The following is a 20,415-nucleotide window of genomic DNA, read 5'->3' as shown; positions in this document are numbered from 1 at the left end:
TATTTCCATACCTTAATTATAGTCTATATTATATGAATCAGACTATTAATAAATTCAAAGTATACATAATATGCTAATTTTTTAGATTCTTTATATACATTCATATTCTTTATTTTTGAGGCATAATCCATTACATATGATCTAATAAGTGAACCATTTTACAACACATTGAATATAATAAAACATCTTGATGAAATACATATAAGGAACCTCCCTATATGTCAAAAAATCATAACAACTAGGAGGTATTATGAAAAGTATAATTGTAAGCGAGGCCGACCACTCCATTTTCTATGCACCGATATATGTCTCTATAGAAAATGGATATTTCAAAAAAGAAGGATTGGATATTAATTTAAAAACAGAATTCGGAAGCGATAATGCAACAAAATCATTACTACTAGGGTATTCAGATATAGGTATTGTTGGACCTGAAAGCACTCTTTATCTTTACAACGAAAAGTCTAATAAAAATGTATTGAATTTTGCAAAATTGACCAACCGTCCTGGCAATTTTTTAGTTTCTAGGTATTTCCATGATAATTTTAATTGGAATGATGTTAAAGGAAAAACTATATTGGGAAGTAGAAATGATGGTATGCCTGAAATTATCCTAGAATATATTTTAAAAAATAACTGTGTAAATCCTGAAACAGATGTTAATATAAATAAATCTATACCATTTAATAAAACTGCTGATATATTTTCAGCTGGGTATGGAGATTATACAGTTGAATTTGAGCCAGCTGCAACAAATTTGGTATCAAATTATGACTTCCATATTATAAAACCTCTAGGACTAGATTCAGGTTACATTCCATATACTACCCTTTGTGCCCTTGACTCATATACTATTAAATATCCAGATATAATAAATTCGTTTAAAAATGCAGTTCAAATGGGAATAGACTATGTAAATAATAATCTCTCTAAAGATGTAGCAAAACTTATATCTTCTCAATTTCCGTCAATAAATATTTCAGTACTGTCATCTATAATAGACATATATAAAAAACAGAATACATGGGGAAGAGATTTATTGCTCGATAAAAAAAGTTTTATACTAATAGAAAATATTTTAATATCCAATAATAGGTTAAGTTCTCCTATACCATATGAATGTGTTGTATATAATAGATAATATTATACCCCAGTCGACATTAAAAATTAAATGATGACTGGGGAAATTACTCAAACACTTTATATTAGCATAAACTGTAATAACTCCTGTTATAATATTTATTATCCTTTGTTTTATTTAATTTAGCAGTCAAGATTTCCTCTAATGTCTTTTTGTACTTACTATCACAGGTAATTCTTATATGACTTTCTAGTAAATATCTATCATTTGTTTTAGGTCTTTTCTTGCTTATACTATTGTCTATAACTGTTTTCGCCATTTGAAAACTACGAAGATGTGTATGACCATTTTCAAATTCCTTCTTGGTATTATATACTATATACCCTTTTTTAACCTCTAATATGATATATTCCTTTTTCTGGTATATCTTGTTTGCACCTTCTGTCTTATTAAACATTTTTAAGTCCGAGATTTCTCTCATTTTAACTTCATCATTAATAAAATCAGTAGCCGTAAGCATAATACCACTCCAATTACTTTATTTTTTTTATCTCAAGATAATTGTATACTAGATATAAGGAAATTATGTTATATTTACGTTATATAAGAGTTATTTATCTGTTAATAAAATTATGATTCTTCTATAAGTATCTCACAAAATACATTAACAATCTTAGGATCAAACTGCTTACCAGAGCAAGATTTCAGTTCTTTTATCGCCAAATTTTTATCCACTAATTTTTTGTAAATACTACTATTTGTCATGGCATCATATGCATCTACGACAGATACTATCCTAGCAATAAGCGGTATCTCTTCACCTCTAAGCCCTAAGGGATATCCTTTTCCATCCCATCTCTCGTGGTGAGTCAAAATCCCTCTTGCTATATGACTAAGTTCCGGCATTAAAAGTGCTAATCTATACCCTTTTTCTGAGTGTGTTTTCATTATCTCATATTCATCATCCGTTAACTTTCCAGGTTTTAATAAAATATCTTCAGGTATTCCTGTTTTACCTATATCATGAAGCCTTGCTACTAAGGCCAATGTATTTATAGTTTCTTCATCTAATCCTAATTTTTTTCCTACCTTTATACAATATTCTCCTACTCTTTTAGTATGATCTTCAGTTTCTATATTCTTGTTTTGAAGAGTCTGTTTCAAAGTTGATACCATGGACATACGGACACTTTTATTGTCTAGTATTTTCTGCCTATATACTTTATCCTCTGACTCCCTTAATACCTCATCTATAGAGTCCTTTTCATTGTATAATGAAAACCCCTGTGCTATGCTTAGCTTAAAATTGTCATATTTTTGTTTATTGCACAGTTCATTTACTTTACTCATAATACTTCTACACTCTGACTCAGATGAATTCGGCAAAACAGTAACAAATTCATCACCACCCCATCTAAATACCATCCCCTTATCTGGGCAGGCTTTTGTGAGAACCTTTGACATTTCTTTTAGTAAAAGATCCCCCTCTAGGTGGCCAATTGTATCATTTACCATCTTAAGGCCGTTTACATCTCCTATTATTACTCCTATAGGAAAGTTCTTTTTTTCTATTATCTCCTCTATTTTTTTATCAAAATACGCCCTATTATATAAATCTGTAAGTCTATCTGTATAACTTAAGTATCTAAGTTTTTTCTCAAGCTTTTTTTGTTCTGTTATATCTCTAACGACACCAACTAACCCCCAAACACTACCGTCATTTTTTATTATGGGTGTCTTAACTGTCTCAAAGATATTGCATTCATCACTATTTTCTGTATGAATACACTCCTCTACATATAATGTTTCCTTTGATTCTATAACTATTTTATCGTGCTTATTACAGGTTTCTATAAAATTTTTATCTAAAGGAAGTTCTAAGTCAGTCTTGCCTATTACACTAAGCACTCCCCTATCAGTATAAAATTTTTCACATTCTTTATTTACACCTACATACCTTAGATTTTTATCCTTATAAAAAATCAGTTCTGGTATATTATCTATTGCTAGTCTTAGTATATCTTTTTCATACGAAATTTTTTCAAATTCAACATCATTTGATGTTTCTAATAACATACTAACTAGTTTGTTTGGAGTCTCTGGGTATGAAAATGTGATATGTTTATACCTCTTGTTATTTAAAATAATAGAGCTTGATATATTATCCTCTCTCGTCAATATATTCTTTGTAGATTCTTCTATATTCCTTATAGTTTTTATCACTTCATTTGATATATCCCCTAATGATAAATCTATATTAAAACTCATTTTAAAAGACTTGTTTATAAATATAATCTCATTATACTCATCTTTTATCCATATTGGAAATTCTATAAATTCAAATATTTGAGTTATTAACTCCAAAATTATTCCCCCATTTCATTATAATTAAATGCCCTCCCCTATTGTATACCCAATATTGCCGTCGTGAAATAAATATTAACCACATTAGAATTTAATTGATTAATATTTTATACCAAGAAACTTCTACTTTCTTCAATTAAATATCTTATACATATCCGCTATTATATCCTTTATTATTATATTATAAAGTTTGAGTGAATACAATTATTCCAAAAACAAAAAAAAGAAGATGTATACACATCTCCCTGTAGTTTCATTCTTATAATTTAGACAAAGCAGATATAAGCAATTCTTCTTTAAAAGGTTTTACAATAAAACCTTTTGCTCCGTAAATAATTGCCTCTTTCATTCTAGCCTCTTGACCTAATGCTGATACCATAACTACTGATGCAGAAGGATCAAGTTTTTTGATTTCTCTTAACGCTTGTATTCCATCTAATTCCGGCATAGTGATATCCATAGTTACAATATCTGGTTGTAACTCTTGATATTTTTCAATTGCTTGTATACCATTTTCAGCTTCCCCAACTACTTCAAACTCATAATTTGCAAGCATATTTTTAATAGACATACGCATAAATGCTGCATCATCAACTATTAATACTCTTTTCATTACATTTCCTCCATTTTTAACAATTATAATCTTTTTCTATAAACCGAGGGCTTCACACGTTCAAAGTCGGTTTGTAAATTAGATAAATTCTCAGACATTCCTATTATCAAATATCCGCCTGGCTTAAGTGATTCATATAATTTTTGAGATAATTTCTGTTTTGTGGGATTATCAAAATAAATCATAACATTTCTACAGAAAATAACATCATACTTACCATTATACCAGCCCAAATTATCGTTTAGGTTAAAATATTTAAATTCAACTAAATTTTTTATATCATCTACAACTACATAACTACTATCATTTAGTTGCTTGAAATAATTTTTTACCCACAATTGAGGTAGTTTGGAAATTTTATCGTTGGAATAAATACCCGTTTTAGCATGCTTTAAAACACCACTAGATATATCAGATGCTAATATAGAAACCTTTAACTTTGCACTTCTACCAAATACGGAGGATGCTAACATTGCGATACAGTAGGCCTCTTCACCCGTCGATGAAGCTGCAGACCATATTTTTAGTCCCCCAATAGGCGTTTTTTTCAAGCCAGGTATAAATACTTGATCTCTTAAAAAATCATAGTGCATCTCTTCACGCATAAAATATGTAAAATTTGTCGTCAATTTTTCTACTAAAACAGATGCATACTCACCTGTTTTATCTTTCATCAAACTATCCGTATAATCTTTAAAACTCTCAAACCCTAAACGTCTTACAACTAATGCCAGCCTTGTTTCTATAAGTGTTCTCTTTTTCTCAAGATTTATCCCGTAATTATTATACATGTAATTTTTCAATCTTGTAAAGTCATTATTCGTCAATTCCATCGTTTGTTTCCTCTACAATTCTAACTAGTGATTCACAGTCTAGTATTAGTTGAACTTCATTATTTATTTCACTTACACCCTTAATAAAATTCTGCTTAACTCCATCTTTACTTGAGTTCATTTTCATACTCTTATCAGGTGAAATATTTATAACTTCATTTACGGCATCTACTATCAAACCTATCTTGTCCGTTTCATGTTCAATTATAATAATGCAAGTTCTTTCATTATAATCAATTGGTTCCATATCAAATCTCATTCTAGTATCCATTACAGGAATAATTGTACTTCTTAAGTTTATTATACCCTTCATATATTTAGGAAGGAATGGAACTTTTGTTATAGGTAACATTTCAATAATTTCTATAATATACTTTGATGATAATGCATACTTTTTGTCATTTATAATAAAAACCATGTACAAATCATCTAACTTATTATCTATCATTTCGTCATTTGTACTCATAAATAATCTCCTCCTTTTAGATAAATTTTTCAGCTTTTCCAACACTTTTGATACAAAGTTTACTTGTCATAGTATCAAAAATAATAGTCCTTCCACTAGTTCCTAATACATCTTCAGAAACAATAGAAATGTTTAATTTTGCTAGTGTTTCTTTACATGCTTTTACATTTTTCTCTCCAATAGTGAATATACTATTTCCTGGATTATTAAAATTAAACATATGTGCTCCACCAGCTAATTTTGCTTTTATAAACCTAGAATTTGCACCAGATTTTTTCATTTGCTCATATAATAAAGTAATTCCTGTATCTGCATACTTAGATTTATTTTGTATATTTCCACCATTGATAGACTCCGAAAGTAAAATATGAACTAACCCTGCAATCTTATTTATATCATCATAAAGTACTACTCCACAGCAAGACCCAAGTCCTATAGTCATAATTTTACTAGGTGCTTTAACAATCTTGTACTCTGCTATACCTACTGTTACGTTATCCATATTTCACCTAAACAGCAAACCCTAATGAGGATAACAATTTATTGCACGACTCAACTTTTGGTATAAAATAGTACTTTCCATCTATTTCTCTGTCAGTCGTGAAGAATTCTGTTTCAATTGCCAAGATTTTATCGCTAACTGGTCCATATAATGATATCGGCAAGTTCATAATTGCCATAACCATATCTACACTAAAATAAGGTATTGACGGGCTTATACTTAAGTTTGTCATATCAGATATTGCTGTTAGGTATGTACCACAAAGTATATTGCAAATTTCCCCTATAGGATTTAGTTCCTTGCAAACTGAATCATAATCATTTATATCACATTTTATTTCTTGACCTGAGACCTTTGATAATAAATTAAGTGCAGACTCTATCTTCATGATAACCATTATAAATCCTTCCATATCTCCTGAAAGTTGCAGTACAGTTCCTACAACTAATTCTTCAGGTGAGCTATAACCATTAGTTATATCTGAAAACTTAACCATATCACTTTTAGGTATACCTATATCAACCATTTCATTAATCATCAAAGCTAATGAAGTTGATGCATTACCTGAACCTATATTACTAATCTCACGAAATACATTTAATTTATCACATTCAATTTTCATATATACCTACTTTCTATCTAATTCCTAGATTTTGCGCTTAATTGCCTTTTTTTTAATTGATTTAATATTGCATTTGGGATCATTTCTAAGGAAGTTTCCTTTAATACCGCTCCCATATTTTTTGCTACCATAGGCATTCCATATACTACACACGAGCTTTTATTTTGCCCAATTGTATATCCCCCTGCCTTTTTTATATTAAGCAGTCCCTTTGCCCCATCAGACCCCATACCTGTACAAATTACAGCTATAGCACTTGATTTGGCTGCTTTAGCTACAGAATCAAATAAATAATCAACTGATGGACAATGACCACTAACTTTCTCACCTTGTTTAATTTCTAATATATATTTATTATGTTTTTTTATAATACCCATTTGTAACCCGCCTGGGGCTATGTATGCATATCCGCTTTTTACCTCTTGACCATTTTTTCCTTCTTCTACATTTATCAAGCACTGCCTATTTAAACGCTCTGCATACTTTTCTGTAAAAATGGGTGGCATGTGCTGAGTAATAACAATTCCAGGTAGTCCAAGCGGAAGTTCACTTAATAACTTTCCTATCGCCTCTACTCCACCCATAGAGGCCCCAATGGCTATTATATCTTTATTGCTACTCTCTATCGATTTTTCATTATTAATCGTATTTCTTTTCTCTATTACCTGATCAGCTCTTGATGAATCATCTTTAGAGTATTTCTTTCTATCTAGCTTAGCAAAAGATGCTTCTTTTATTTTTTCTGCTAAATCATTAGAAAATTCACTCATTGTGTTTGCATTTGGCTTTTCAACAAATCCAACAGCTCCAGCACTTATAGCTTCAAAACATTTACCATCAGCACCACTAATAACAATCGTAGGGAGAGGGTATTGATCCATTAGTATCTTCAAAAACTCAATCCCATTCATCCCTGGCATTTCTATATCTAATGTTAATACATCTGGCTTAAATTGTAATATCTTGTCCCTTGCATCATATGAATCTTTAGCCGTTGCCACTACCTCTAATCCTGGATGTTCTTGGAGATTTTTTGCTATAACACGACGAAACATAATAGAGTCATCAATTACCAATACTTTTATTTTTTTGTTGCCCTCCATAAAGTATATCTCCTTTTGAATATCTATTCTGTTTTACCAGTTTATCTATTTATAACTGCATTCACATCAAATATAAGACCTATAGAACCATCTTCTAGTATTGAACAGCCTGACATATAAGCTTGAACTTTTTCAAACTTTGTAAGTAGTGTCGGTATTGGTTTTATTACAACCTGTTGCTGTCCAATTATACTATCTACAATTATACAGACATTTCCCATCTCTGACTCTACCAATACCATTATTCCTTCTTCAGTATTCTTTTCTTCTAATCCCAATATATTTGATAACCTACAAATTTCATAACACTGTCCTCTTATAATACTATGTTCTTCTCCATTTGGGTTTTGAACAATTTCATAAGCTCCTTGTCTAAATACTTCTTTTATATTAAGTGATGGAATAATGTATATTTCATCTCCTATTTTTACTTTCATTCCATCTACAATAGCTAATGTTAGTGGAATACGCATTATAAACATTGTACCTTTTCCAGGTTCACTATCTATGCTTATAGAACCTCTTAACTTACGGATATTTGTATAAACAACATCCATTCCTACCCCACGTCCAGAATACTCTGTTACAGCCTCTTTAGTAGAGAACCCCGGTGATAGTATAAAATTGTAGGCTTCTTTATCGCTAATATCTTCGATATTTTTTGTTGTAATACCTTTTTCAGTTGCTTTTTTGACAATAGCCTCTTTATTTAATCCTCTACCGTCATCTTTTATTATAATAACAACATCCCCACCAGTATTTTTAGCCTCTAATGTAATGGTAGCTTTTTCTGGCTTAGGAGTTTTTCTACGTTCTTCTGGTGTCTCTATACCATGATCCATACTGTTTCTTATCATATGCATAAGAGGATCTGAAATATTTTCTAAGATATTTTTGTCTACCTCAGTTTGTTCACCTATTAATACTAAATCAACCTCTTTGCCAGTCTTTTTGCTCATGTCTCTTACTACTCTTTGCATCTTAGTAAAAGTAGATGATATAGGTACCATACGAATAGACATAACTACATCTTGTAGCTCATTTGTTAGTTGATGTAATCTTCTAGCCTGTTTTTCAAAATTATCTAAATCAAAGTTTTCTAATTTTGATTGTTTTTCTACCATTGATTCTGTAGTAACAATTTCACCTACTAAGTTCATAAGAATATCAATTTTGTTTATGTTTACTGTTAAATAACTGTTTTTAGTTTGTGCATGCGAATTATTGTGTTGTTCTTTTTTTACTGGCTTAGCAGGTTCATGCTCTTGTTTATGAACCTCTTCTTGTTTATGAACCTCTTCTTCCTTGTGAACCTCTTTCTCTTTAGGTATTTCTTCTTGTTTTTCAGCTGGTTTATCTATAATTTTCAAGTCTTCTTGAACTATTATATCGCTTTCTACACTTATAACTGACTCATTAATTGCATTTTCTTCATTATTTACATCTGGTCCACTGTTTACATTTTCTTTGGAGATATCATCTACTATGTCTACAATTTCATAGTTCTTTAAAAACATAGTTTCTTGAATAGTCTTTTCAATTCCACTAATATCCTGACCTGCTTTTATAAACATACTGAATCCATCTTTAGCTATCTCATCATCACAGTCTGAACTTAAATCCTCAGGTATAGTTTTTTCTATGGTGCACATTCCTTCTACCATAGTAGTTACTCCAAGTGCTCTGATCGATTCCATTGCACATCCGTTTTCAAAGAAAACATTTACTCTTAAATGTCTCTCATCAGATGATTGAGTTGGCTGTTCAGAAACTGTAGTATCTTCTCCTGGTAATTCTATGCTGATTGCCTCTTCAGAAACACTTTCATCATTTCCATCATTTTTAGCATGTTTTAAAAATCCTACAGCTTTTTCATGCAGATCGTCTATACTAGATTCTGGAAGCAATCCTTCATTTACATTTGAGATTTCTTCCTTTAGAAAATCTATAATATCTAATACAAGGTCTATTAATTCTTCCCATTTATCATGTGAAAGTTCAAGTCCATTACGTATTTCATCAAAAACATCCTCTATACTATGAGTAAGCTTTGTCAAACTATCGTACCCCATCATGGCTGAAGCACCTTTTATTGTGTGCATTGTACGAAATATTTCTTCAATTTCCTTTTTTTCTAAGCCACCGTCAGCTGATTGCCCTGCAAGTAGGGTTTCCTCTAGCTGTCCCAGTAGTTGCATATTTTCTTGAACATAAAATTCAGTTAAAGAATCCATTCCGCTCATATTTTTTCTCCTTTATAATTTATAAACTTAATACTTATCTATCCATCTATATCTAAAATTTCTAAAAATGGAAGCTTAAAAGCTTCCATTTTAAGATATACAAAGTAGCTTATTTAAAAAATCAGATTAGTTGACATTAAAATTCATATGTTTCTCGGAACTCTTTTTATTAGAGTTGTACGTTTCCTTTAAGTTGAAATTCTCTATAAGCCCTCTCAACATTTGTGCTTGTCCACTTAATTCCTCACTAGCTGCAGCACTTTCTTCTGATGTAGCTGAATTGGTTTGAACTACTTCAGATATTTGTTCTACACCTAATGTTACATGTGTAATAGAACTTGCTTGTTCTTCAGATGATTGAGCTATCTCATCTATCAATACTATAGTTTTATTAGTTGTATCAATTATTCTTTGTAGAGACTGGGCTGTATTATCAACAATACTAGTTCCATTATCAACTGCCTTTATTGAGTTTTCAATAAGTGTAGCTGTATTTTTAGCGGCTTCTGCTGATTTAGCGGCAAGGTTTCTTACCTCATCAGCAACAACAGCAAACCCCTTACCAGCAGAACCTGCTCTAGCAGCCTCAACAGCAGCATTTAGTGCTAGTATATTAGTTTGGAATGCTATATCATCTATTGTCTTTATTATTCTACCTATTTCATTAGATGTAAATGAGATTTCTTCCATAGCTTTAATCATATGTTTCATTTGTTCATTACCATCTTCAACTTCATGACCTGCACTTACTGATAATACATTTGCCTCTGAAGCGTTATTTGCAGTTTCCTTTATCTTGTTAGATATTTCTGTAATGGTTGCAGATAATTCTTCTATTGCACTTGCTTGTTCAGTTGCACCTTGTGATAACATTTGAGATCCACCCGCTACTTGTTCAGATGCTGCCTCAACTTCTTGTGAAGCTGCATCTATCTGTGACATTGTCTCACTTAAATCCTCTGTAATTTTATTTATAGAATGTTCAATATTTTCAAATATACCTATATAATTAGCCTCTGGTTTAACATTAAAGTTTCCTACGGATATCTCTCCTAAAACACGAACAGTATCATTTATAATTTCTCTTATTATTTCACTCATTTGAGTCATTGAGTTAGATAACACACCAAATTCATCCTCTGACTCGTACTCTATATATATATCAAAGTCACCATCAGCCATTTTATTTGATACTTCTTCAATTTCCTTAATTGGTTTCTTTAATCTTATTGTTATATTTAAGCATATACCAACTTCTGCAATTATACTTATTCCAATTAATACTCCTGATGTGATAATAGATTTATTTACTGTACGATGTATGACATTATGGAAGTTTTTAGCATCACTCTTTGACTCCTCATATAAGTTGTTTGCACTTCCTAAAGATTCACCATATGCTGAAAAATACTCTAGGTTCTGGTTTATAACCATTTCTTTTGCCGCTTCATAATCTCCTCGCTTTATAGCATCATTAACTTTATTGAATTCACCTTCTAAGTTGTTTATTGAGGCCTCTAGTTTAGTAATTAAACCCTTATCTGACCCTGGTATACTTTTCATCGCTTGTATTTTATTATTAATTTTATCAATGCTGCCTATTACAGCGGCTTCATACTCTGTATCAGCCGGATTTTGTACCATAAGCTCGTTCATAATATTTTGATCTATGGATACTATATCCCTTCTAATTTCTAAAGCACTGTTTGTTAATTTATAAGATTCTTCATATAACCTATCACCCAAGCTAGCTACCTTTTTTAAATTAAATAACACACTTAGACTCGCAATTGTTGTAAGTATAATAGCAGTTACAAAAGCTATTGTTATCTTTTGCCCTACCTTTAAATCTTTAAATCTAATTTTTCTCATTTAAATTCCTCTCCCACTTTTTATGTTATTATTTTGGTTGAATAATATAGTAATTCTTCTAGTATATTATTACGACATAAATATACATAACTTTATATTTTCATTAATTTAAAATAAATTTTTGTAAAAAAATAAGGTGTATGAAGTTACTATATTTTAGGTATAGTAGCCTCATACACTTCACTTTTATACATTATTTACATTGTAATCATTAGCAAGCTTGTCTTGGTATGTTCCAACAAGCTTTGATACCATTTGTATGATTTCAAATTCACTAGGTAACACAACCATTCTTCTCGCATCTAAGGTAAACTTAGTTTCTTTGGTGACTATAGTGTTACAAGATAACTTTTTATTTACACTACCTTTCATATCCAAAAGTAACTTTGAAACCTCTCCTCTTGTTATATTTTTTAATATCAACTTATATTCTTTTTCAGTCAATAAATTTTCATAACAAGATTTTTCCAACTCGTCATTAAACATTTCCATTATTAAGTAAGTACTATTTTGTACATACTTATCTTTTGCAAATTTAATGCCCTTTATGAATATCATCATAAATATAAACATTACTGTAATAGTAAGTGCTAGATACAACATTTTATTTTCGATATTTTGTCCAAAATTAGTCGGCACTTGCACCAATATAAATCCTAAGAATGCGCCTAAAACTCCAAGTGGTAGATTCATATTTTTAATTACCTTTTCTTTTGGGTCTAAGTCCTCAAAGTAAATTTCATTGTCTATACCATAATTCTTACATACATATAAATCCACATCAATCATATTTTCTACTGAGTACAACCCTTTTGCAAACCTCATATATAATGATTTATCTACCTTTTCATCTAAAGTCAACTCTTTTATAAAATCTTCTCCATATATTTTTATTGATCTAACTACTGCTTTTAGAAGTGCTTCATCCTTTGTACTGCCATTCCATATTGCCAAGGCATACTCTATACTTCCCGATATACCAAGTATATGATCACACTCTACACTTCCATCGATTTCAAAAAAGTCTAATCCTCTTACCTTTCCTTCAATTGCTATAGATTTTGCTTGGTTGTATGTAATGTTTCCCCTAACTAATATTTCCTTTGGATTCATAATAGTTTCAGTTAATCCTTCTTTAATCCTGTCTTCAAAATCACTTATAGCTTCTTCATATCTGTCACAAGGTATTTCTATCTTGATAGGCGATCCATCTTCATTTGTATATCTTAGTCCTCCATAATTTAGACAAGCATCTACACATCGTTCTCCACTACTATTGTATTTACTTTTTAACATTTTCGCCATATGCTATTACCCATCCTTTGTATGTAGCTTTTATGCTAATGTTTTTACTAGCTCCTCTTCCCCTAGTATACTAGTTATTTTTACCCCAAAATTTCTGTCTACTATTACAACCTGACCATAGCCAATCTTTCTTCCATTCACAAATATTTCAACTTCTTGATCCTCTAATGTATCTAATTCTATCAGAGATCCCTTAGTTAAATCAAATATTTCTTTTAAGGTCATCTTTGTCCTGCCAAGTATAACTGTAACATTCAATTCTATATCTAGCACTCTATCAAGTTTATCACTCATATGCCTACACATCCTTTGTTATAGAGTCTGTTATAATAACTCCTTTTTTAGTTTTAATAAGACCAGGTCTACATTTAAATGATTTTGAACCTGATACGTAAACATCTATTTCGCCATCTGATTTAGTGTCTAAGGCTAAAACATCTCCTGTTCCTAACTCTAAGAGTTCCTTTACCTTTATCTTGGTTTTTCCCAATCTCACATCTACTTCAGCATTAGCTCCATAGACATTATTGTATATTGCATTTGTAAACTCAAAGTCATATTCAATATTTCTGCTTTTAAAAAGTTTCTTTGTTTCTAATTGCTCTAAAACTGGTTCCATACAACAGTATGGTTTACAAATACGCATTTTACCAACTTCATTATCTCCATACATAACTTTCATATGTGCAATTAGAACTGATTCACTTATAGGATATTTTTTACTTGATCCAGCATTCATATGAACCTTTGATATTTCTCTGTATTCACAACCTTCAACAACGTGTAAGTTTGATAGGAAATTTGAACTAATGTGAGTAATTAATTCTTGGTCAATTTCAGTAAGTTCTCTTTTATAATTATCAAATATGCCATCTCCACCTAGCATTAAGTCTATGAAAGTAAGCGCAATCCCTTTATCTATTTGATATATAAGCCCCTTTACTAGAGGTTGTATTGAATACTCTACTATTATTGAATCCTTATTTAATGCACTTATAAAATCTTCATAGTTAGTTTGCTCTATTTTTTCTACCTTACAAACTATACTCTGTCTTTTTAGTTCATATGCTAAGAATAAGTTTATATTTTTACAAAAATCTCCTGCTATTACAGATACGAATCTCATATTATCCGATGAATATCTTTGAGGTTTTTTAAAGTCATATATTTTTACATTTTGATCCATAATACGTTTTACTTTCTCCCCTCTAGATTTTATCTTCCTTGAAGATTATTTATCATTCCCCACATCTCATCAATAGCCTTGATACCTCTACTATTAAATTGGAATGCTCTTTGTGCCATAATCAAATCAGTCATTTCATTTTGCATATTTACATTAGACATTTCTATATGTCCTTGTAATATTTTTGACTTTTCTGCTAAGTAAATTCCCCCACCTTCCCTTAGGGCAAATATGCTATCACCTACAGGTATTAAATCATTATCTCCTTTAGGTATATACATCTCTATTTTACCAACTTTTTCGTCATCTAGGAATACTTCTCCTACTTTATTTATAATTAAATCTCCATTTGCTAAGTTCGCATTCTGTGGCAAAATACCATTATTATATGTTATATCTAATATATTTCCATAATCATCCACTAATCTTCCCCCTGCATCCAGGTTGAATTCACCATTTCTTGTGTAATTATGTGTTCCATCAGGTCTTATAACACAAAAAAGTCCTTCACCGTCTATTGCTAGATTAGTTTTTATTCCTGTATTTCTTATCGGCCCTTGAATCATATTCCTTGTAGCCTGTGATATCTTTATTCCTGTACCTGTTATTGCATCTTTTGAATTGTTAGGGTATGAATTTCTATCTAGAGTCTCTGTATACAAATCCAAAAATCCAACTTCTAACTTTTTATATCCTGTAGTCTGTACATTTGCTATGTTATTTGACACAACATCTACCTTGCCTTGATTAGCAATCATTCCAGTCTTACTATTATGCATTATATTATACATTGTTTATTCCCCTACCTTACTGTTCCTATTTCGTTTGCTATTCTACTAAGAGTTGAATCAATAGTTTGTATAACTTTTTGATTGGCTTCAAACTCTTTTACAGTCTCCATTAAAAGCGCCGTTGTAGCTATAGCATCTACATTTGAACCTTCTAAATACCCTTGTTTTATTTTAAAAGCATTAGCCTTTATTGCATTTTCCCCTGAGTATAAATTATCGCCTCTTTTGACTAATCCTTTATAGTCTTGAAAGTCAACTATATTAAAAGTGTATTTATTTACCCCCTCTAAATTGATGTTATTATCTGGGGTCACAACTATTTTGCTATTACCTACATATATAGGTTCTTCATTTCCTGTCATATTGTTTATCCCTGTAACTTGATGTCCTGCATTTGTTACAAGATATCCTTGTGTATTTATTTTGAATGACCCATCTCTAGTATAAAATGGATTGTTGTTGCCATCTAAAACCTTAAAAAATCCAGCTCCATTTATAGCAAAGTCCGTATTGTTTTCTGTAGAAATATGGACACCTTGTTTAAAACTAGTTATAGTATCATCAATTCCCACTCCAAAACTCATACTACCTATTTCTTGTCTTTTAGGGTTTCCATTTGTATAGCTGTCCCTATTAGATAACATAACTTCATCAAAGCTCTTAGCTACTAAAGTTTCTTCTTTATATCCAGTAGTATTTACATTGGCTAAATTATTTGTTATTATCCCCTGTCTAGATTGAAGTGTAATCATTGATGATACGGATGAATATAGACCTCTTAACATAATCTTACTCCTTTAATATTCATATTTTAACTTCTTCATTGCATCCCTTAAATTTGATACTGCTCTACTATTTAATTGACATACTCTAGATTCTGATACCCCAAGTATCGCCCCTATTTCCTTTAATGTCAACTCTTCATAGTAATAAAGCGACAATACTAATCTGTCTTTTTCTTTCAATGTATCTATAGCCTGAGCCATTACATCTTTAAGCTCCCTATCTTCAATTATTTTATCTGGTAATAAGCCTTCGTCCTCTTTTATTGTATCTATAAGTGTAACTTCATTTTCTTCTTCAAATAATGAGTTATCTAAAGACGTAGTATTTAAGTTAAGCAATTTAACCTGTATATCATTGATTTCTGTGCTAGATAAATTCATATGAGATGCTATTTCGTCTATACTAGGGTATCTCATATATTTATTTTGAAGTATATCTATACATTTATTGTACTCTTTCATCTTACTTATATAATTTCTTGATATAGGTGAATGCTTTCTTATCTCATCAATTATATATGAGGATATTCTTATATATGCGTATGTCGAAAATTTAACGCCTCTACTTTCATCAAATTTGTTGCTAGCATCTATAAGTCCCATAACTCCACAGCTTACTATATCTTCATAGTCCATACCAATTTTGTTTGTGTGATATTTAGATGCAATATGCTTGACAAGAGGCATGTTGCTCATTATAAGTTCTTCTTGTTCATATGCAGTCAATGTTTTCAACCCCTTTTGCTATATATTAACTACTCCCTGAGCCTTTATCTGAATGTCGCTTGGTATTTCATTAAGAGATAATACTGTTATATTAGGGAAAACCATCTCTACTAGTTTCCTAAATGGCGCCCTTATTTTTGGTGATACCAACAGTATTGGCCTGTTATTAGTAAAGTTAATACCCTCTATTATGCTTTGAATACCTTTAAATATTTTATTTGTAGTATCTGGATCCACTGATGGGTAAGTCCCATCTATTGACCTTTGTAAATTGTTAGCTATTAAATTCTCTATATCCATTGATAATGTTGCCACAGTTATAGAGTTATTTTCATCTATTAAATCGGCGCATATGCTTCTACTCATTGCCATCCTTACATACTCAATTAAAAGTTCTATATCTTTTGTGTTTCTAGCATTATCTGCTAGTGTTTCAAGTATTGTAACTCTGTCTTTTATAGGTATTTTTTCTCTTAGAAGACTCTGAAATACTTTTTGAACTTCCCCTAAAGTCATCAAGTCTGGTATAAGTTCCTCTACTACGGCACTATATCTCTCCTTAGTTGCATCAATTATAGCCTTTACTTCTTGTCTTCCAAGTAATTCGTGAGATTTTGCCTTTATTATTTCTAACAAATGAGTTACTAATATAGTTGTAGGATCTACTACAGTAAGTCCGTACAGCTCTGCTTCCTCTGCCTTATCCTTACTTATCCATAAAGCATCAAGACCAAAGGTAGGCTCTTTTGTCTGTATCCCTTCAATATCTACACTCATTCCCATAGGGTTCATACACATTAACATTGTCGGCATAAGGTCGTATACAGCAACTACATTTCCCTTGATTTTTATACTATATTGATTAGGGTTTAGTTGTAGGTTGTCCCTAATTCTTATTGGTTGAACTATTATCCCCATATCAATTGCACACTGTCTTCTTACTGAAACTATTCTCTCTAGTAAGTCTCCCCCGCTACTTTCATCAGCAAGCGGGATAAGCCCATACCCAATCTCAACCTCTATCGGTTCTACATTTATAAGACTTGATACATCCTCAGCTGTATCTATGCTAGGTGCAATGTCCTCTTCATTGTTTTGTTCGTTTTCTAAAAACTCAATTTTACTTTTTTCGTCTTTCTTTAATAAAGTTCCTACTACTATAGCTCCTATTGCCAATGAAAAGAAAGATAATTTTGGAAGTCCTGGCATAAGACCTAATATAATTAAAACTACACCTGTCATTGTTATAGCCTTTGGAACAGATATTAATTGTTTTCCTAGTAAGCTTCCAAAGTTTTCATCACTATCTGCTCTAGTTACCAATATCCCAGCTGAAGTTGATATTAGTAATGCTGGTATTTGACTTACTAGCCCATCCCCTATAGTTAACCTGATATAAGTTTGAACTGCTTCAGCAAAACTCATATCAAGCATTACTACACCTATTACAATTCCGCCAAGTATATTTATTGTAGTTACTATTATACCTGCTATGGCATCACCCTTTACAAACTTTGAGGCACCATCCATAGCACCGTAAAAATCTGCTTCCTGCTGAAGTTCTCTTCTTTTCTTTCTCGCTGTCTTTTCATCCATCATTCCCGCGTTTAAATCTGCGTCTATGCTCATTTGTTTACCTGGCATTGCATCAAGTGTAAATCTTGCAGATACCTCTGATACTCTACCTGAACCATTTGTTATAACAACAAACTGAACTATTATTATAATTAAAAATATTATTACACCTACTACATAATTTCCTCCAACAACAAAACTACCAAAAGATTCAATTACATTTCCTGCATATCCTTGTCCCAATATAAGCCTCGTCGATGATAAGTTTAATCCTAGTCTAAACAAGGTTGTAACAAGCAATATAGTAGGAAATATTGACAATTGTAATATATTAGTTGAAAAAAGAGTAAGTAGTAATACTAATATTGACAATGATATATTTATCGCCAACATAATATCTAGTAAAAATGGTGGTAATGGTATTATAATCATTAAAACTATACCCAAAATACCAAATCCAACTATTATATCAAACCTTTTTTTAAAATCTAATTTCTCCATCGCTAACCTCTTTTTATAACTATTTATATTTATTTTTTATTTTGTAAACAGCTACTAATACTTCAGCTACTGCTTGATACATTTCTTCTGGTATTTCTCTATCTATCTCAACCTCTTTGTATATAAGCCTTGCAAGCGGTTTATTTTCTATAATTGGTATTTCATGCTCTTTGGCTACTTCCCTTATTTTAAAAGCTATTACATCAGCCCCCTTTGCAACAACTATAGGAGTACTATCCTTTCCCCTCTCATACTTAATTGCAATAGATATGTGAGTTGGGTTTGTTACAATTACAGTAGATGATGGTACAGCCTGCATCATCCTTTGTGTAGCCATCTGTCTTTGTTTTTGTTTTATCTTCGATTTTATATGAGGGTCTCCCTCCATTTGTTTAAACTCTTCTTTTACCTCTTGTTTAGTCATTTTAAGTTCTTTGTTGTGAGTATATCTTTGGTACACATAGTCAATAACTGCGATAACAACTACAGCCAAGGATATAGCTCCTAATAATTTTTTTATTAAATCTATTATCGTATATATAAGATATGGAAAATAAATATCTCCACTTTTCATTATTCCCTCAAAGTTTCTCTTCATAAATGAATATCCTATGTAAAAGAGTACCACTATAATAGCAACACTCTTTACTAAGTTTCCTAATGCCTTTAATGAAAACATATTTTTGAATCCATTTATAGGATTTAACTTAGATAATTGAGGCTTTAATCCCTCATCAGTAAACATAATTCCTGTTTGTATTAGGTTTCCTATAACTCCAAATAAAAGTATAGTCCCTCCTACCGGTAAAAATATTTTCATAAATGCAATCAAAAATTTTATTTCTGTGACTCTTAAAGTTCCATAATTTATATTTGTTCTAACTGCTCCACCTAAGTAATCAATTAAAAAATTTTTTAGTTCCAAAATTATAAAGTCTGACATCGTATAAACTATTAATAAAACTGCTATCAAAGTTATAGCTGTTGTTATTTCTTTACTTTTTGCAACATTTCCTTTTTTCCTAGCATCTCTTTTTTTCTTTGCTGTAGGATCTTCAGTCTTATCTCCACCCGTTGACAATGCTATCATCGGTCCAAGAGAGGCTAGTGTAGTATTATTCATCCCAAGTGTTCCATCTAATATAGATGGTATTTTGTTAAACAGATTATGTATCTCAGTTAATATAAACGGCATAGCTATCAAAAAGAACACTATCCCTACCAGTAGTTTTAGGGGCATTCCTATTATCATTACATTTAATTGCGGTACACTTCTTGATATAAGACCCATAATTAAGTCAGTTACAATAAGCGCTAGAATTATTGGTACTGCCATCTTAAATCCAATTATAAAGTACTGAACAAATACATATACTATGTAATCAAAATTTTTTGTTAAAATATTTTCTCCAATACCAATCAATTGAAAACTTTGTTGTATCCCTTCTATTAGTTTATGGTGGCCGTTCATATTAAAAAACACCATTAATCCTACCCAATAAATAAGATTTTCAATAAGGGTTGACTGCTCCTTATTGCTCGGGTCATATATGTTGGCCATAGATAATCCTAACTGCTGGTCGATTAAGCTTCCCGCTATTTTCAAACTACTAAAGCATATTCTCGTTATATATCCTAAAACTAAACCTGTTGTAGTTTCCATTGCTACACATCCAATCAGCTCTGCCATACTATTTATATCCACATTTACATCCATAACAAACGAAATTACCATAGACATAAACAATGAAAAAGTTACCTTGAACATTTTTGGAGTGCCCGTTGGAAATATGACATTTATACAAGCGAAAAATGTTATTAATCTAATAAATATAAGTATCAATTGG

19 protein-coding genes are annotated in these 20,415 nt (G+C 31.1%); 1 reads left to right on the top strand and 18 read right to left on the bottom strand.

Annotated elements, in window-relative coordinates; genetic code table 11:
- The first annotated feature begins 250 nt into the window (after nt 1–250).
- Nucleotides 251–1,141 (top strand): ABC transporter substrate-binding protein, encoded by an 891-nt coding sequence (locus tag BUB34_RS06000; protein ID WP_073125343.1) that lies wholly within the window; start codon nt 251–253, stop codon nt 1,139–1,141.
- A gap of 64 nt (nt 1,142–1,205) precedes the next feature.
- Here the strand turns inward: BUB34_RS06000 and BUB34_RS05995 are convergent, their stop codons facing one another.
- The 18 genes from BUB34_RS05995 to BUB34_RS05910 all read right to left on the bottom strand — a co-directional run bounded on the left by BUB34_RS05995 (nt 1,206) and on the right by BUB34_RS05910 (nt 20,411).
- On the bottom strand, nt 1,206–1,601 hold the full coding sequence (locus tag BUB34_RS05995) for a hypothetical protein (protein WP_242948835.1): 396 nt from the start codon (nt 1,599–1,601) through the stop codon (nt 1,206–1,208).
- A 110-nt stretch (nt 1,602–1,711) separates the two neighbouring features.
- Entirely contained in the window at nt 1,712–3,445 is a 1,734-nt protein-coding gene (locus BUB34_RS05990; protein WP_084120232.1) for a sensor domain-containing diguanylate cyclase/phosphohydrolase, read from the bottom strand.
- Nucleotides 3,446–3,704: 259 nt separating this feature from the next.
- Nucleotides 3,705–4,058, bottom strand: a complete 354-nt coding sequence (locus BUB34_RS05985) for a response regulator (RefSeq protein WP_073125336.1) — start codon at nt 4,056–4,058, stop codon at nt 3,705–3,707.
- Nucleotides 4,059–4,081: 23 nt separating this feature from the next.
- A complete protein-coding gene (locus tag BUB34_RS05980; RefSeq protein ID WP_073125333.1) occupies nt 4,082–4,891 on the bottom strand; it encodes a CheR family methyltransferase in 810 nt (269 codons plus the stop codon).
- Entirely contained in the window at nt 4,875–5,357 is a 483-nt protein-coding gene (locus BUB34_RS05975; RefSeq protein ID WP_073125331.1) for a chemotaxis protein CheW, read from the bottom strand. Before BUB34_RS05975 ends, BUB34_RS05980 begins: the two co-directional genes overlap by 17 nt.
- Before the next feature lie 16 nt (nt 5,358–5,373).
- Nucleotides 5,374–5,859 carry a chemotaxis protein CheD gene (locus BUB34_RS05970; protein WP_073125328.1) on the bottom strand — a complete coding sequence of 162 codons (486 nt, stop codon included), beginning with the start codon at nt 5,857–5,859 and terminating at the stop codon, nt 5,374–5,376.
- Nucleotides 5,860–5,866: 7 nt separating this feature from the next.
- Nucleotides 5,867–6,481, bottom strand: coding sequence for a chemotaxis protein CheC (locus BUB34_RS05965; protein WP_073125325.1), 615 nt, complete (start codon nt 6,479–6,481; stop codon nt 5,867–5,869).
- A gap of 17 nt (nt 6,482–6,498) precedes the next feature.
- On the bottom strand, nt 6,499–7,584 hold the full coding sequence (locus BUB34_RS05960) for a protein-glutamate methylesterase/protein-glutamine glutaminase (RefSeq protein ID WP_073125322.1): 1,086 nt from the start codon (nt 7,582–7,584) through the stop codon (nt 6,499–6,501).
- A 41-nt stretch (nt 7,585–7,625) separates the two neighbouring features.
- A complete protein-coding gene (locus BUB34_RS05955; protein WP_073125319.1) occupies nt 7,626–9,827 on the bottom strand; it encodes a chemotaxis protein CheA in 2,202 nt (733 codons plus the stop codon).
- A gap of 126 nt (nt 9,828–9,953) precedes the next feature.
- Complete coding sequence (locus tag BUB34_RS05950; RefSeq protein ID WP_073125316.1) at nt 9,954–11,699, bottom strand: methyl-accepting chemotaxis protein; 1,746 nt, start codon at nt 11,697–11,699, stop codon at nt 9,954–9,956.
- A 186-nt stretch (nt 11,700–11,885) separates the two neighbouring features.
- A complete protein-coding gene (locus BUB34_RS05945) occupies nt 11,886–13,004 on the bottom strand; it encodes a hypothetical protein (protein WP_073125313.1) in 1,119 nt (372 codons plus the stop codon).
- Between the two features lie 30 nt (nt 13,005–13,034).
- The gene (gene fliN, locus BUB34_RS05940; RefSeq protein WP_073125310.1) at nt 13,035–13,298 is read right to left on the bottom strand and encodes a flagellar motor switch protein FliN; all 264 of its coding nucleotides are present in this window, start codon (nt 13,296–13,298) and stop codon (nt 13,035–13,037) included.
- 4 nt (nt 13,299–13,302) lie between these two features.
- Nucleotides 13,303–14,190 (bottom strand): flagellar motor switch protein FliM, encoded by an 888-nt coding sequence (locus tag BUB34_RS05935; protein ID WP_073125308.1) that lies wholly within the window; start codon nt 14,188–14,190, stop codon nt 13,303–13,305.
- A gap of 29 nt (nt 14,191–14,219) precedes the next feature.
- A complete protein-coding gene (locus BUB34_RS05930) occupies nt 14,220–14,981 on the bottom strand; it encodes a flagellar hook-basal body complex protein (protein ID WP_073125305.1) in 762 nt (253 codons plus the stop codon).
- Between the two features lie 11 nt (nt 14,982–14,992).
- Nucleotides 14,993–15,766, bottom strand: a complete 774-nt coding sequence (locus tag BUB34_RS05925; protein ID WP_073125303.1) for a flagellar hook-basal body complex protein — start codon at nt 15,764–15,766, stop codon at nt 14,993–14,995.
- Nucleotides 15,767–15,778: 12 nt separating this feature from the next.
- On the bottom strand, nt 15,779–16,492 hold the full coding sequence (locus BUB34_RS05920; protein WP_143153331.1) for a sigma-70 family RNA polymerase sigma factor: 714 nt from the start codon (nt 16,490–16,492) through the stop codon (nt 15,779–15,781).
- An 18-nt stretch (nt 16,493–16,510) separates the two neighbouring features.
- The gene (gene flhA, locus BUB34_RS05915; RefSeq protein WP_073125300.1) at nt 16,511–18,568 is read right to left on the bottom strand and encodes a flagellar biosynthesis protein FlhA; all 2,058 of its coding nucleotides are present in this window, start codon (nt 18,566–18,568) and stop codon (nt 16,511–16,513) included.
- A 19-nt stretch (nt 18,569–18,587) separates the two neighbouring features.
- Nucleotides 18,588–20,411 (bottom strand): fused FliR family export protein/FlhB family type III secretion system protein, encoded by a 1,824-nt coding sequence (locus BUB34_RS05910; RefSeq protein WP_073125296.1) that lies wholly within the window; start codon nt 20,409–20,411, stop codon nt 18,588–18,590.
- Nucleotides 20,412–20,415 lie beyond the last annotated feature (4 nt).

Origin of the sequence: Asaccharospora irregularis DSM 2635, from assembly GCF_900129815.1 — a bacterium.
Taxonomy (GTDB): Bacteria; Bacillota; Clostridia; order Peptostreptococcales; family Peptostreptococcaceae; genus Asaccharospora; species Asaccharospora irregularis.
This window is presented reverse-complemented; position numbering and strand designations above follow the sequence as displayed.